This window comes from Streptomyces sp. R35 (assembly GCF_041053035.1).
Classification (GTDB): domain Bacteria; phylum Actinomycetota; class Actinomycetes; order Streptomycetales; family Streptomycetaceae; genus Streptomyces; species Streptomyces lutosisoli.
This window is the reverse complement of sequence record NZ_CP163440.1, coordinates 2,730,684-2,742,813: the sequence shown is the minus strand read 5'-3', so window position 1 is coordinate 2,742,813 and position 12,130 is coordinate 2,730,684. Positions and strand designations below refer to the sequence as shown.

At 69.5% G+C, this 12,130-nt stretch carries 13 protein-coding genes; 9 read left to right on the top strand and 4 right to left on the bottom strand.

Features of this window, described 5'->3' with window-relative positions:
* Nucleotides 1–50 precede the first annotated feature (50 nt).
* From AB5J50_RS12780 to AB5J50_RS12770, 3 genes are all read left to right on the top strand, one after another.
* Nucleotides 51–407: a hypothetical protein gene (locus AB5J50_RS12780; protein WP_369257634.1), complete on the top strand. Its 357-nt coding sequence runs from the start codon at nt 51–53 to the stop codon at nt 405–407.
* A 230-nt stretch (nt 408–637) separates the two neighbouring features.
* Nucleotides 638–1,744: an amidohydrolase family protein gene (locus AB5J50_RS12775; RefSeq protein ID WP_369257632.1), complete on the top strand. Its 1,107-nt coding sequence runs from the start codon at nt 638–640 to the stop codon at nt 1,742–1,744.
* Between the two features lie 43 nt (nt 1,745–1,787).
* Nucleotides 1,788–2,552 carry a nucleotidyltransferase domain-containing protein gene (locus AB5J50_RS12770; RefSeq protein WP_369257631.1) on the top strand — a complete coding sequence of 255 codons (765 nt, stop codon included), beginning with the start codon at nt 1,788–1,790 and terminating at the stop codon, nt 2,550–2,552.
* A gap of 40 nt (nt 2,553–2,592) precedes the next feature.
* Here the strand turns inward: AB5J50_RS12770 and AB5J50_RS12765 are convergent, their stop codons facing one another.
* The 4 genes from AB5J50_RS12765 to AB5J50_RS12750 all read right to left on the bottom strand — a co-directional run bounded on the left by AB5J50_RS12765 (nt 2,593) and on the right by AB5J50_RS12750 (nt 6,213).
* Nucleotides 2,593–3,600, bottom strand: a complete 1,008-nt coding sequence (locus AB5J50_RS12765; protein ID WP_369257629.1) for a heme A synthase — start codon at nt 3,598–3,600, stop codon at nt 2,593–2,595.
* 74 nt (nt 3,601–3,674) lie between these two features.
* A complete protein-coding gene (locus AB5J50_RS12760; RefSeq protein ID WP_327434962.1) occupies nt 3,675–4,391 on the bottom strand; it encodes an ABC transporter permease in 717 nt (238 codons plus the stop codon).
* Between the two features lie 50 nt (nt 4,392–4,441).
* Nucleotides 4,442–5,365 carry an ABC transporter ATP-binding protein gene (locus AB5J50_RS12755; protein ID WP_327427836.1) on the bottom strand — a complete coding sequence of 308 codons (924 nt, stop codon included), beginning with the start codon at nt 5,363–5,365 and terminating at the stop codon, nt 4,442–4,444.
* Between the two features lie 11 nt (nt 5,366–5,376).
* Entirely contained in the window at nt 5,377–6,213 is an 837-nt protein-coding gene (locus AB5J50_RS12750; protein WP_369257626.1) for an aminoglycoside N(3)-acetyltransferase, read from the bottom strand.
* A 161-nt stretch (nt 6,214–6,374) separates the two neighbouring features.
* Between AB5J50_RS12750 and AB5J50_RS12745 the strand changes: the two genes are divergently transcribed.
* Genes AB5J50_RS12745 through AB5J50_RS12720 form a run of 6 tightly spaced genes read left to right on the top strand, consistent with a single transcriptional unit; the run spans nt 6,375 to nt 12,122 of the window.
* The gene (locus AB5J50_RS12745; RefSeq protein WP_369257624.1) at nt 6,375–7,109 is read left to right on the top strand and encodes a helix-turn-helix transcriptional regulator; all 735 of its coding nucleotides are present in this window, start codon (nt 6,375–6,377) and stop codon (nt 7,107–7,109) included.
* The gene (gene sufB / locus AB5J50_RS12740) at nt 7,106–8,530 is read left to right on the top strand and encodes a Fe-S cluster assembly protein SufB (RefSeq protein WP_330303727.1); all 1,425 of its coding nucleotides are present in this window, start codon (nt 7,106–7,108) and stop codon (nt 8,528–8,530) included. Before AB5J50_RS12745 ends, sufB begins: the two co-directional genes overlap by 4 nt.
* Nucleotides 8,531–8,586: 56 nt before the next feature.
* Nucleotides 8,587–9,768 carry a Fe-S cluster assembly protein SufD gene (sufD, locus tag AB5J50_RS12735; RefSeq protein ID WP_369257622.1) on the top strand — a complete coding sequence of 394 codons (1,182 nt, stop codon included), beginning with the start codon at nt 8,587–8,589 and terminating at the stop codon, nt 9,766–9,768.
* Nucleotides 9,768–10,097: a bifunctional 3-phenylpropionate/cinnamic acid dioxygenase ferredoxin subunit gene (locus tag AB5J50_RS12730; protein ID WP_124004478.1), complete on the top strand. Its 330-nt coding sequence runs from the start codon at nt 9,768–9,770 to the stop codon at nt 10,095–10,097. Before sufD ends, AB5J50_RS12730 begins: the two co-directional genes overlap by 1 nt.
* A gap of 7 nt (nt 10,098–10,104) precedes the next feature.
* Nucleotides 10,105–10,869, top strand: a complete 765-nt coding sequence (gene sufC / locus AB5J50_RS12725) for a Fe-S cluster assembly ATPase SufC (RefSeq protein ID WP_369257619.1) — start codon at nt 10,105–10,107, stop codon at nt 10,867–10,869.
* Nucleotides 10,866–12,122 carry a cysteine desulfurase gene (locus AB5J50_RS12720; RefSeq protein WP_369257617.1) on the top strand — a complete coding sequence of 419 codons (1,257 nt, stop codon included), beginning with the start codon at nt 10,866–10,868 and terminating at the stop codon, nt 12,120–12,122. The genes sufC and AB5J50_RS12720 overlap by 4 nt, the downstream gene beginning before the upstream one ends.
* Nucleotides 12,123–12,130: the final 8 nt, after the last annotated feature.

The window sequence follows — 12,130 nt, the reverse complement described above, 5'->3', positions numbered from 1 at the left end:
ACGCACCCCGCCCGTCGCCGTTTGATCTACCCGTCGGTAGCATCCTGGCCATGGCAGACACCCAGCAGGTTGACGAGACCAACGGCGCCCCCCAGGACGCCAAGGCCGAGCGCAAGGCCGCCAAGCTCGCCCAGCAGATCGGCGCCTTCTCCAAGGCGCACGGCGGGGCCGAGGGACAGGTCGCGTACATCGGCCAGAAGGGCGCCCGGATCGTGCTCGTCGGCGCGGACGGCGGCTGGGGCGACCTCGTGGCGCCCACGTACGCGATCGCAGAGGAAGCTGTGAAGAAGTCCGGCATCACCGTTCACGAAGAGTTCGACGGCGAGTTCGCGGCGAAGGTGAAGACGGGCCCGTACGAGTGGACGCGCATGGCGGGGATCCAGCTGGGCGGCTCACGGAAGGCCTGAACCCGACGCGGGCTGGAGCGCCCTGTAAGGGGCGCGAGGCTGTATCGATATGCGGCTCCGCCGGGTGGGCGCGGCCAGCCACAGACGGCCCGCAGTCTCACCACAGCCCGGACCGCCCGAACCGCACGTACAGCGGAGCGCTTTCGCACGGGGTGCGCACGGCCATCACCTGACCCCCGGTCCACCCGTTAAGACCTGTAAGCAGCGCAGCGTCTACGCGGGGAGTCCGGATGATCGAAACGCCGTCCCTCGTGGACCAGTACTGCCACGGCGTACTGAGAACGGAGCTGGGCCTCGGCACCTTCGAGGCCCACCTCGCCAGGACCGAGGGCCCGCCGGCCGCAGGCACCACCTTCTTCGACACCCAGACCGGTTTCGCGGTACGCCGCTGGTGCCCTCCGCTGCTCGGTCTGGAGCCGCACTGTCCCCCCGCCCGCTATCTGGCCAGGCGTCGCGAACTCGGCGTACTGGAATCGGGCCGCAGGCTGCTGCGCGGCAGCGGCATCACGACGTATCTCGTCGACACCGGGCTGCCCGGCGATCTGACCGGGCCGGGCGAGATGGCCTCCACGGGAGCCGCCGACGCGCACGAGATCGTCCGTCTGGAGCTGCTCGCCGAGCAGGTCGCCGACACCTCCGGCACGGTCGAGTCGTTTCTCGCCAATCTCGCCGAGTCCGTCCACGGGGCCGCCGCGAACGCCGTGGCCTTCACGTCCGTGGCGGGCGGACGGCACGGACTGGCGCTCGCGCCCGAGCCGCCCGGGCCGGGCGAGGTGCGGGGCGCGGCGGGCCGCTGGCTGGCGCGCCGCCGGGTGGGCGGCCCGCTGAGCGATCCCGTCCTCCTCCGCCACCTGCTGTGGATCGCGGTGGCGTCAGGACTGCCCCTCCAGCTCCACGCCGGGCTCGGCGAACCCGGACTGCGCATCGACCGCACCGACCCCGTCCTGCTCACCGACTTCGCCCGCGCCACGGCCGGACTCGGCACCGACCTCGTCCTCCTGCACGGCTACCCGTACCACCGGCACGCGGCCCACCTCGCCGGGGTCTTCCCGCATGTGTACGCCGACCTGGGCGCCGCCCTGGTCCGTACGGGGGCGAGGGCGGCAGCCGTCCTCGCCGAGATCCTGGAGCTGGCGCCCTTCGGCAAGCTCCTCTTCTCCAGCGGAGCACATGGATTGCCCGAACTTCATGTGGTCGGGGCACGCCTCTTCCGCGAGGCGCTCGCACGGGTGCTCGGCACCTGGGTCGCCGAGGGGGCCTGGTCGCTGGCCGACGCGCAGCGGGTGGCGGGGCTGATCGCGGCGGGGAACGCGCGGCGGGTGTACGGGGTGGAATGACGCCCCTCTTCACCGGCGTGCCCGGCGGCTCCAGACTGTGCGGATGACCGATGAAGGCACCGCCCAGTTACTCGACCGCTTCCTCGCCGATCTGCGCACCCTCGCCCCGGTCGCCGTGTGGGCGCACGGCTCGCTCGCCGGGGGCGACTACCAGGAGGGGCGCAGCGATCTCGACCTGATCGCCGTCCTGGAGGGCCCCGTCTCGCTCGGCGCGATACGGAAGCTGGTCCGACTGCACCGGCGGCTGCGCGCCGACGAACCGCTCGCCGGGAAGCTGCACTGCAGCTATCTCACCCCTGACACCATGGCCGGCGCCGAGCGGTCGTACGTCACGTGGGCCCATGACCGGCTGCTGAAACGCCCGGTCACCCCGGTCACCCGCCGTGAACTGCACGCCTTCGGTCTCGTCCTGCACGGCAAACCGCCCGAGGACCTGCTGCCGCCCCTCCTGGACCACGAGCTCAGCGATTTCGTCGTACGCGACCAGAAGGAGTTCTGGCGGCCCGCGGTCGACAAGGCCCGGCTCTGGAAACAGGACGTGTGGGTCGACCTCGGGACGATCACCCTCGCGCGGGCCACCACGACCTTGAGGGACGGGCGCCTGATATCGAAGAGGGAGGCCCTGGAGCTGCTCCCCGGGCTGGGGGCGCCGGTGGAGGTGGTCGACGACATCTGGAGGCGGCGCTACGAGGACCCCGCGCCGCCCACGGAGGAGTGGACGGCGCGCCGGGCCGAGCTGACACGGGGCTATCTGGGTCCCGCGATCGACGACCTGGTGACTGCCTATGAACGGCCCACGCGCGCGTGAATGCCGGTACGGCCCACGCGCGCGTGAGCGTCGATACGGCCTACGCGCGCGTAAGCGCCGATTCCGCCGAAGGACCCGGCAGGTCCGCCACGACGTCCGGGCGTTCGCGCAGCGCCAGCAGGACGCGGAGGACCGCGATCCACACCAGGCAGGAGCCGAACATGTGGAGGGCGACCAGGGCCTCGGGGAGGTCCGTGAAGTACTGGACGTAGCCGATGGCGCCCTGGGAGAGGAGGACGAGGAACAGGTCGCGGGTGCGGTGCAGGGGACCCTTGGGGGCGTCGACCGCCTTGAGGACGAACCACAGGGCGAAGGTCAGCGTCACGACGATCCAGGCCAGCACCGCGTGCAGCTTGGCGACCGTCTCCCAGCTGATGGGGATCCGGTTGACCTCGCTGGAGTCGCCCGCGTGCGGGCCGGCGCCGGTGACGACCGTGCCGACCGCGATCAGCAGGAGGGCGGCGGTGACCAGGAACCAGACCAGCTGCCCCACCGACGCGCCGACGAGGGGGCGCGGCTCGCCGTCGCCCTCGCGGGTGCGCTGCCACATGACCGCCGCGACGGTGATGAGCGCGGTGGAGAGCAGGAAGTGGGCGGCGACCGTGTAGGGGTTGAGGCCGACCAGGACGACGATGCCGCCGAGGACCGCGTTGCTCATGACGATCCAGAACTGGGCCCAGCCCAGCCGGGTCAGGCTCCGCCGCCACGGCTTCTGCGAACGCGCGGCGATGATCGCCCAGCCGACCGCGGCGCACAGGACGTAGGTGAGCATGCGGTTGCCGAACTCGATGACTCCGTGGAAGCCCATCGCGCTCGTGGTGGTCAGCGAGTCGTCGGTGCACTTGGGCCAGGTCGGGCAGCCGAGCCCCGAGCCGGTCAGCCGCACGGCGCCGCCGGTGACGACGATGACCACCGACATGACGAGCGCGGCGAGGGCCGCCCGCTGGACCGTCCGGGGTGTCGGGGTCCAGCGTTCGGCGATGAAGGCGAGCGGGTTGCGCACCGCGCTAAGGGCGTCGGCTCGGGTCACGTTTGGCACGCGCCCCATCGTAGGGGGCCGCTTGTGCATGTCTTCACGAGGGCCCCGCACCTACCCAAATCGCTACTCCGGACTGCTCCCGACTACTCCCAGCGGAAGAACTTCCCCGCGGCTCCCAGGCCGACCACCGCCCACACGGCCAGGATCCCGAGGTCGCCCCACGGCATCCCCGCCCCGTGCTGAAGGACATCCCGCAGCCCGTCCGAGAGTGCCGAGATCGGCAGGAGGCCGAGGACGTCCTGGGCGCCGGAGGGGAACTTGTCCATGGGGACGATCACACCGCCGCCGACCAGCAGGAGCAGGAAGACCAGGTTGGCGGCGGCCAGGGTCGCCTCGGCCTTCAGCGTGCCCGCCATCAGCAGGCCGAGGCCCGAGAAGGCTGCCGTGCCGAGGATCAGCAGGAGCAGTACGGCCAGCGGGTTGCCGTGCGGCGACCAGCCCAGGGCGAAGGCGATCACCGTCAGCAGGATGATCTGGAGGGCCTCCGTGACCAGGACGGATGCCGTCTTCGCGGTCATCAGGCCCCAGCGCGGGAGCGGCGAGGCGGCGAGCCGCTTCAGGACGCCGTAACGCCGCTCGAAACCCGTGGCGATCGCCTGGCCCGTGAACGCCGTCGACATCACGGCGAGCGCCAGGATGCCGGGGGTCAGGAAGTCGACCGCCTCGCCCTTGCCCGTGTCGACGATGTCGACCGAGCTGAACAGCACGAGCAGCAGCGTCGGGATGACGACCGTCAGGAGGAGCTGCTCACCGTTGCGGAGCAGCATCTTCGTCTCGAAGACGGCCTGCGCGCCGATCATGCGGGGCAGCGGGGCCGCACTGGGCTTCGGGGTGTACGTACCGGCGACGGTCACGAACGCAGCTCCTTGCCGGTCAGTTCCAGAAACACGTCTTCGAGAGTGTGGCGTTCGACCGAGATCTTCTCCGGCATCACCCCGTGCTGCGCGCACCAGGACGTCACCGTCGCCAGCAGCTGGGGATCGACCTTGCCGCCCACCCGGTAGGCGCCAGGCGTCAGCTCGGCGGCCGTGGAGTCGGCCGGGAGGGCCTTCAGCAGGGACCCGACGTCGAGCCCGGGGCGGCCGGTGAAGCGCAGGGTGTTCTCGGCGCCGCCGCGGCACAGCTCCTCGGGCGAGCCCTGGGCGATGACCTTGCCGGCGTCGATGATCGCCACGTCGTCGGCGAGCTGCTCGGCCTCGTCCATGTAGTGCGTGGTGAGGATGACGGAGACGCCGTCGGCGCGCAGATCGCGGACCAGGTCCCAGGTCGCGTGCCGGGCCTGCGGGTCGAGGCCCGCGGTCGGCTCGTCGAGGAAGACCAGTTCGGGGCGGCCGACCACGGCCATCGCCAGCGCGAGGCGCTGCTGCTGACCGCCGGAGAGGCGCCGGTAGGTCGTGCGGCCGCAGCTGTCGAGGCCGAGCCGCTCGATGAGCGCGTCCACGTCCAGCGGGTGGGCGTGGAGCTTCGCGACATGCCGGAGCATTTCGTCGGCGCGGGCGCCCGAGTAGACGCCGCCGGACTGGAGCATCACGCCGATACGGGAGTGCAGTTCCGCGGACTGTCTCGCCGGGTCGAGGCCCAGGACGCGCACCGTGCCGGAGTCCGGCTTCCGGTACCCCTCGCAGGTCTCGACCGTGGTCGTCTTGCCCGCGCCATTGGGTCCGAGTACGGCGGTGATACCCGCCTTGGCCGCCAGGTCGAGGCCGTCCACCGCGGTCTTCGTGCCGTACCGCTTCACCAGGGCCTGGACCTGGACCACGGGCTCGCTTCGCATGAGGCGCAAGTCTAAGGACGCCGTCGAGGCCCGGGGGCGCCGGGGGCCGCATCCACGTACTGGTCCCGCGGCCGGTGCAGCGCCAGCCAGCGCTCCGCGTACGCCACAGCGTCGGCCACCGGGAACAGCCGTGCGTCGGCCGCGCCCACCTTGCCCCGTACGACGGGACGGTCCCGTTCGAAGTCGGAGCCGAGCTCGTCGAAGAGGTCGGAGGTGATCGATATCTCCCGCACCACCTCCCAGCCCGTCGCGGAGGGGCGTCCCACCTCGACGACGGGCGACGGAACGCGGTACTCGGCCAGGTGGAAGCTCGTGCAGGTGCCGTAGCCGGCGCCGAGCAGCAGGATCCGGGCGCCGTCGGCCTCCAGGCGGGCCAGCGGGCTGCGCTCGCCGAGCCGGCAGTCGGGCGCGTGGCCCTCGATGATCGCCGCCGCGCGCGGGCCGAGCGCCGCGAACGAGGTCTCCGGGTGCGCGCTGCGCAGGGCGCCCGGCCAGTTTCGTACGGTCTCCGGGATCACGCCGACCCCCTGGGAGGGCGTCACCCGGGGGTCGTACGCGGGCATCGTCGCCCTGATGGTCGACCACCACTCCTCGGGCACGGGCGGGTTGCTCCACAGTGCCGGATCGGAGAGGCCGCCGGACTGGGTCGGGACCACCAGAGTGCCGTCGGGGCCCAGTGCGTCGAGCAGTCCCTGGACGACGGCGACCGGGCCCCCGTTGACCCAGCCGAGGGAGCTGAGGGAGGAGTGCACAAGAAGTGTTTCTCCTGGCTGTACGCCCAGCGAGAGAAGGTGTGCGGCGACGGTGTCCCGAGTGACGAGTGGGCCGGTCGGAGGGGGTGTCGGCATGGTTCGGCAGTCTCCCCGAGAGCCCGGCTGTGCGCCACCCAATTGATCGATCAAAGATCGTTTCCGCAGGTCACCTTAGGTATACCTAAGTGATGCACGGCACCGTCCACCCCTCAGGACGCGGCTTGTCAGGCTCTGAGGAATTACGCAACAATGGCGTTGTGAAAAACGTTCGCGAGGCTCGGGAGGCCCCCACGGGGACCCCGCAGGAGGAACTCACGACCGGGGAGCGCTCGACGCGCAACCGGGTCGCGCGGTCCATCCTGGACCACGGCCCCTCGACCGTCACCGACCTCGCGGGACGACTGGGCCTGACCCCGGCCGCCGTACGCCGTCATCTCGACCTGCTCGTCGCCGACGACGTCGTGGAAGCACGTGAGCAGCGGGTCTACGGAGCGCGTACGCGCGGCCGTCCCGCCAAGGTGTTCGCCCTGACCGACTGCGGCCGCGACGCCTTCGACCAGTCCTACGACAAGCTCGCCGCGGACGCGCTGCGCTGGATCGCGGCGCGCGAGGGCGGGGACGAGGCCGTCGTCGCCTTCGCCCGCGCCAGGATGGCCGCCCAGGCCGACGCGTACCGCAAGACCGTCGAGGCCGCCGCCCCCGAGGAGCGCACCGAAGCGCTGGCCAAGGCCTTGAGCGTGGACGGGTACGCTGCTACGGCGCGTAACGCACCGGTTGGTGAGCAGCTCTGCCAGCACCACTGCCCGGTCGCCCATGTCGCCGAGCAGTTCCCGCAGCTGTGCGAGGCGGAGACCGAGATCTTCTCCCAGCTGCTCGGCACCCATGTCCAGCGGCTGGCCACCATCGCCCACGGCGATGGCGTATGCACCACGTTTATCCCCAAGACCACACATAACGCATCTGCAAGCACCGCCGGGAGGAACCCCGCATGACGCTCCCCATCGAGGAGACTGCCCACCCTGAGCTCGAGGGTCTGGGCACGTACGAATACGGCTGGGCCGACTCCGACGTGGCCGGTGCCTCTGCCAAGCGCGGTATCAACGAGGACGTCGTCCGCGACATCTCCGGGAAGAAGTCCGAGCCGGAGTGGATGACCAAGCTCCGCCTCAAGGGCCTGCGCCTTTTCGAGAAGAAGCCCATGCCGAACTGGGGCTCGGACCTGTCGGGCATCGACTTCGACAACATCAAGTACTTCGTGCGCTCCACGGAGAAGCAGGCGGAGTCCTGGGAGGACCTGCCCGAGGACATCAAGAACACGTACGACAAGCTCGGCATCCCGGAGGCGGAGAAGCAGCGCCTCGTCGCCGGTGTCGCGGCCCAGTACGAGTCCGAGGTCGTCTACCACCAGATCCGCGAGGACCTGGAGGAGCAGGGCGTCATCTTCCTCGACACCGACACCGCTCTGAAGGAGCACCCGGAGCTCTTCAAGGAGTACTTCGGCACGGTCATCCCGGTCGGCGACAACAAGTTCGCGTCGCTGAACACCGCGGTGTGGTCCGGCGGCTCCTTCATCTACGTGCCGAAGGGCGTGCACGTCGAGATCCCGCTCCAGGCCTACTTCCGTATCAACACGGAGAACATGGGCCAGTTCGAGCGGACGCTGATCATCGTCGACGAGGACGCCTACGTCCACTACGTCGAGGGTTGTACGGCCCCGATCTACAAGTCGGACTCCCTGCACTCCGCGGTCGTCGAGATCATCGTGAAGAAGGGCGCCCGCTGCCGCTACACGACCATCCAGAACTGGTCGAACAACGTCTACAACCTGGTCACCAAGCGCGCCGTGGCGTACGAGGGCGCGACCATGGAGTGGATCGACGGCAACATCGGTTCCAAGGTCACCATGAAGTACCCGGCCGTCTACCTGATGGGCGAGCACGCCAAGGGCGAGACCCTCTCCATCGCCTTCGCGGGCGAGGGCCAGCACCAGGACGCCGGCTCCAAGATGGTCCACATGGCGCCGAACACGTCGTCGAACATCGTGTCGAAGTCCGTGGCGCGTGGTGGCGGCCGTACGTCGTACCGCGGTCTCGTCGAGATCGGCGAGGGCGCTCACGGCTCCAAGTCGAACGTGCTGTGCGACGCGCTGCTCGTCGACACCATCTCCCGTTCCGACACGTACCCGTACGTGGACGTCCGTGAGGACGACGTGTCCATGGGCCACGAGGCGACCGTCTCCAAGGTCAGCGACGACCAGCTCTTCTACCTGATGAGCCGGGGCATGACCGAGTTCGAGGCGATGGCGATGATCGTGCGCGGCTTCGTCGAGCCGATCGCCAAGGAGCTGCCCATGGAGTACGCCCTTGAGCTCAACCGGCTGATCGAGCTGCAGATGGAAGGCGCGGTCGGCTAACCCCGCCCCCATCGGTCAGCACACGTCTTACTCAGAAAGCGAGCACTACGACAGCCATGGCTGAGGCTCAGAACATCCCGGTGGGGTCCACCACCGCCGGCCAGATCGCGGTGGCCGCCGAGTCGACCGTCGCCACGCGCATGAGCGCGCCCCCGTCCTTCGACGTGGCGGACTTCCCGGTCCCCCACGGTCGCGAGGAGGAGTGGCGGTTCACCCCGCTGGAGCGCCTGCGCGGGCTGCACGACGGCACCGCGGTCGCCACCGGCGACGGCGTGAAGGTCGGCATCGAGGCGCCCGAGGGCGTCATCGTGGAGACCGTCGGCCGTGACGACGCCCGGCTCGGCAAGGCCGGCACCCCGGTGGACCGCATCGCCGCCCAGGCGTACTCGGCGTTCGAGAAGGCCGGTGTCGTCACCGTCCCCAAGGAGACGGTGCTCACCGAGCCGATCCGTATCGCCGTGCACGGCGAGGGCGGGGTCGCCTACGGCCACCAGGTCGTGGAGCTCGGAGCCTTCGCCGAGGCCGTCGTCGTCATCGACCACACCGGTGACGCCGTACTCGCCGCCAACGTCGACTACATCCTGGGCGACGGCGCCAAGCTCACCGTCGTCTCCGTCCAGGACTGGGACGACAAGGCCGTGCACGTCGGCCAGCACAACGCGCTGATCGGCCGCGACGCCACCTTCAAGTCGTTCGTGGTCACCTTCGGCGGCGACCTCGTACGCCTCCACCCGCGCGTCGCCTACGCCGGCACCGGCGGCGAGGCCGAGCTCTTCGGCCTGTACTTCACGGACGCGGGCCAGCACCAGGAGCACCGCCTCCTCGTCGACCACAACACCCCGCACTGCAAGTCGAACGTCGCCTACAAGGGCGCGCTCCAGGGCGACGGCGCTCACGCGGTGTGGATCGGTGACGTCCTGATCGAGGCCAAGGCCGAGGGCACGGACACGTACGAGATGAACCGCAACCTGGTTCTGACCGACGGCGCCCGCGTCGACTCCGTGCCGAACCTGGAGATCGAGACCGGCGAGATCGTCGGCGCCGGACACGCCTCCGCGACCGGCCGCTTCGACGACGAGCAGCTCTTCTATCTGATGGCCCGCGGCATCCCCGCCGACGAGGCCCGCCGTCTGGTGGTCCGCGGCTTCTTCGCCGAGCTGGTCCAGCAGATCGGCGTCGACGACATCGAAGAGCGCCTTCTCGTGAAGATCGACGAGGAGCTGGAGGCGTCGGTCTGATGACTGCCTCTTCGACGTTCCTGCGCGCCTGTGGGCTGAGCGAGCTGGAGGAGGACACCCCGAAGCGGGTGGAACTCGACGGCACGCCGGTCTCGGTCGTGAAGACCGAGGGGGAGGTGTTCGCGATCAACGACATCTGCTCGCACGCGAACGTCTCGCTCTCCGAGGGCGAGGTGGAGGACTGCCAGATCGAGTGCTGGCTGCACGGCTCCGCGTTCGACCTCCGCACCGGCAAGCCGTCCGGTCTTCCCGCGACGCGCCCCGTCCCCGTATACCCCGTAAAGATCGAAGGGGACGACGTACTCGTCTCCCTCACCCAGGAGTCCTGAGGAACCCATGGCAACGCTTGAAATCCACGACCTGCACGTCACCGTCGAGGCCGACAACGCCACGAAGGAGATCCTCAAGGGCGTCGACCTGACCGTGAAGCAGGGCGAGACGCACGCCATCATGGGCCCCAACGGCTCCGGCAAGTCGACCCTCGCCTACTCGCTCGCGGGCCACCCGAAGTACACGATCACCAGTGGCACCGTCACCCTCGACGGCGAGGACGTCCTCGAGATGTCCGTCGACGAGCGTGCCCGCGCGGGCCTGTTCCTGGCGATGCAGTACCCGGTCGAGGTCCCCGGCGTCTCGGTCTCCAACTTCCTGCGTACGTCCGCCACGGCGATCCGCGGCGAGGCCCCCAAGCTGCGTACGTGGGTCAAGGAGGTCAAGGAGACCATGGAGCGCCTCTCCATGGACCCCTCCTTCGCCGAGCGCAACGTGAACGAGGGCTTCTCCGGCGGTGAGAAGAAGCGCCACGAGATCCTTCAGCTGGAGCTCCTCAAGCCGAAGATCGCGATCCTCGACGAGACCGACTCCGGCCTGGACGTCGACGCCCTGCGCATCGTCTCCGAGGGCGTCAACCGCGTCCGCGAGACCGGCGAGGTCGGCACCATGCTGATCACGCACTACACGCGCATCCTGCGCTACATCAAGCCCGACTTCGTCCACGTCTTCTCCGCGGGCCGGATCGTCGAGTCCGGCGGCGCCGAGCTCGCCGACAAGCTGGAGAACGAGGGCTACGAGGCTTACACGAAGGGTGGCGTATCCGCGTGACGCAGCTGCCGGGCCTCCTCGACACCGAGGCGATCCGCAAGGACTTCCCCATCCTGGACCGTCAGGTCCACGACGGTAAGAAGCTTGTGTACCTGGACAACGCGGCGACTTCGCAGAAGCCGCGCCAGGTGCTGGACGCACTCAGTGGCTACTACGAGCGCTACAACGCCAACGTCCACCGCGGTGTGCATGTGCTCGCCGAGGAGGCCACGGCGCTGTACGAGGGCGCGCGCGACAAGGTCGCCGCGTTCATCAACGCGCCGAGCCGCGACGAGGTGATCTTCACCAAGAACGCCTCCGAGTCGCTCAACCTCGTGGCCAACATGCTCGGCTGGGCCGACGAGCCCTACCGCGTGGACCACGAGACCGAGATCGTCATCACGGAGATGGAGCACCACTCCAACATCGTGCCGTGGCAGCTGCTCTCGCAGCGCACGGGCGCGAAGCTGAAGTGGTTCGGCCTGACCGACGACGGCCGTCTCGACCTCTCGAACATCAACGAGATCATCACGGAGAAGACGAAGATCGTCTCCTTCGTGCTGGTGTCGAACATCCTGGGCACCGTGAACCCGGTCGAGGCGATAGTGCGCCGCGCCCAGGAGGTCGGCGCCCTGGTCCTGATCGACGCCTCGCAGGCCGCGCCGCACATGCCGATGGACGTCCAGGCCCTCCAGGCCGACTTCGTGGCCTTCACCGGCCACAAGATGTGCGGTCCCACGGGCATCGGCGTCCTCTGGGGCCGCCAGGAGCTGCTCGAGGACCTGCCGCCGTTCCTCGGCGGCGGCGAGATGATCGAGACCGTGTCGATGCACTCGTCGACGTACGCCCCGGCGCCGCACAAGTTCGAGGCCGGCACCCCGCCGATCGCGCAGGCGGTCGGTCTCGGAGCGGCGATCGACTATCTGACCTCGATCGGCATGGACAAGATCCTCGCCCACGAGCACGCGCTCACCGAGTACGCGGTGAAGCGGCTCCTGGAGGTCCCGGACCTGCGGATCATCGGCCCGACCACGGCCGAGGACCGCGGCGCGGCGATCTCGTTCACGCTGGGTGACATCCACCCGCACGACGTGGGCCAGGTCCTGGACGAGCAGGGCATCGCGGTCCGGGTCGGCCACCACTGCGCCCGCCCGGTCTGCCTGCGCTACGGAATTCCTGCGACCACGCGAGCGTCGTTCTATCTGTACTCCACGCCGGCCGAGATCGACGCGTTGGTCGACGGCTTGGAGCACGTCCGGAACTTCTTCGGCTGAGGGGCTGG

Excerpts from the sequence above, each read along its gene's own strand:
- sufD (WP_369257622.1), top strand. The coding sequence starts at position 8,587 with ATGGCTGAGGCTCAGAACATCCCGGTGGGGTCCACCACCGCCGGCCAG.
- AB5J50_RS12770 (WP_369257631.1), top strand. The coding sequence starts at position 1,788 with ATGACCGATGAAGGCACCGCCCAGTTACTCGACCGCTTCCTCGCCGAT.
- AB5J50_RS12775 (WP_369257632.1), top strand. The coding sequence starts at position 638 with ATGATCGAAACGCCGTCCCTCGTGGACCAGTACTGCCACGGCGTACTG.
- AB5J50_RS12780 (WP_369257634.1), top strand. The coding sequence starts at position 51 with ATGGCAGACACCCAGCAGGTTGACGAGACCAACGGCGCCCCCCAGGAC.
- AB5J50_RS12755 (WP_327427836.1), bottom strand. The coding sequence starts at position 5,365 with ATGCGAAGCGAGCCCGTGGTCCAGGTCCAGGCCCTGGTGAAGCGGTAC.
- sufC (WP_369257619.1), top strand. The coding sequence starts at position 10,105 with ATGGCAACGCTTGAAATCCACGACCTGCACGTCACCGTCGAGGCCGAC.
- AB5J50_RS12765 (WP_369257629.1), bottom strand. The coding sequence starts at position 3,600 with ATGGGGCGCGTGCCAAACGTGACCCGAGCCGACGCCCTTAGCGCGGTG.
- AB5J50_RS12730 (WP_124004478.1), top strand. The coding sequence starts at position 9,768 with ATGACTGCCTCTTCGACGTTCCTGCGCGCCTGTGGGCTGAGCGAGCTG.
- AB5J50_RS12760 (WP_327434962.1), bottom strand. The coding sequence starts at position 4,391 with ATGATCGGCGCGCAGGCCGTCTTCGAGACGAAGATGCTGCTCCGCAAC.
- sufB (WP_330303727.1), top strand. The coding sequence starts at position 7,106 with ATGACGCTCCCCATCGAGGAGACTGCCCACCCTGAGCTCGAGGGTCTG.
- AB5J50_RS12750 (WP_369257626.1), bottom strand. The coding sequence starts at position 6,213 with ATGCCGACACCCCCTCCGACCGGCCCACTCGTCACTCGGGACACCGTC.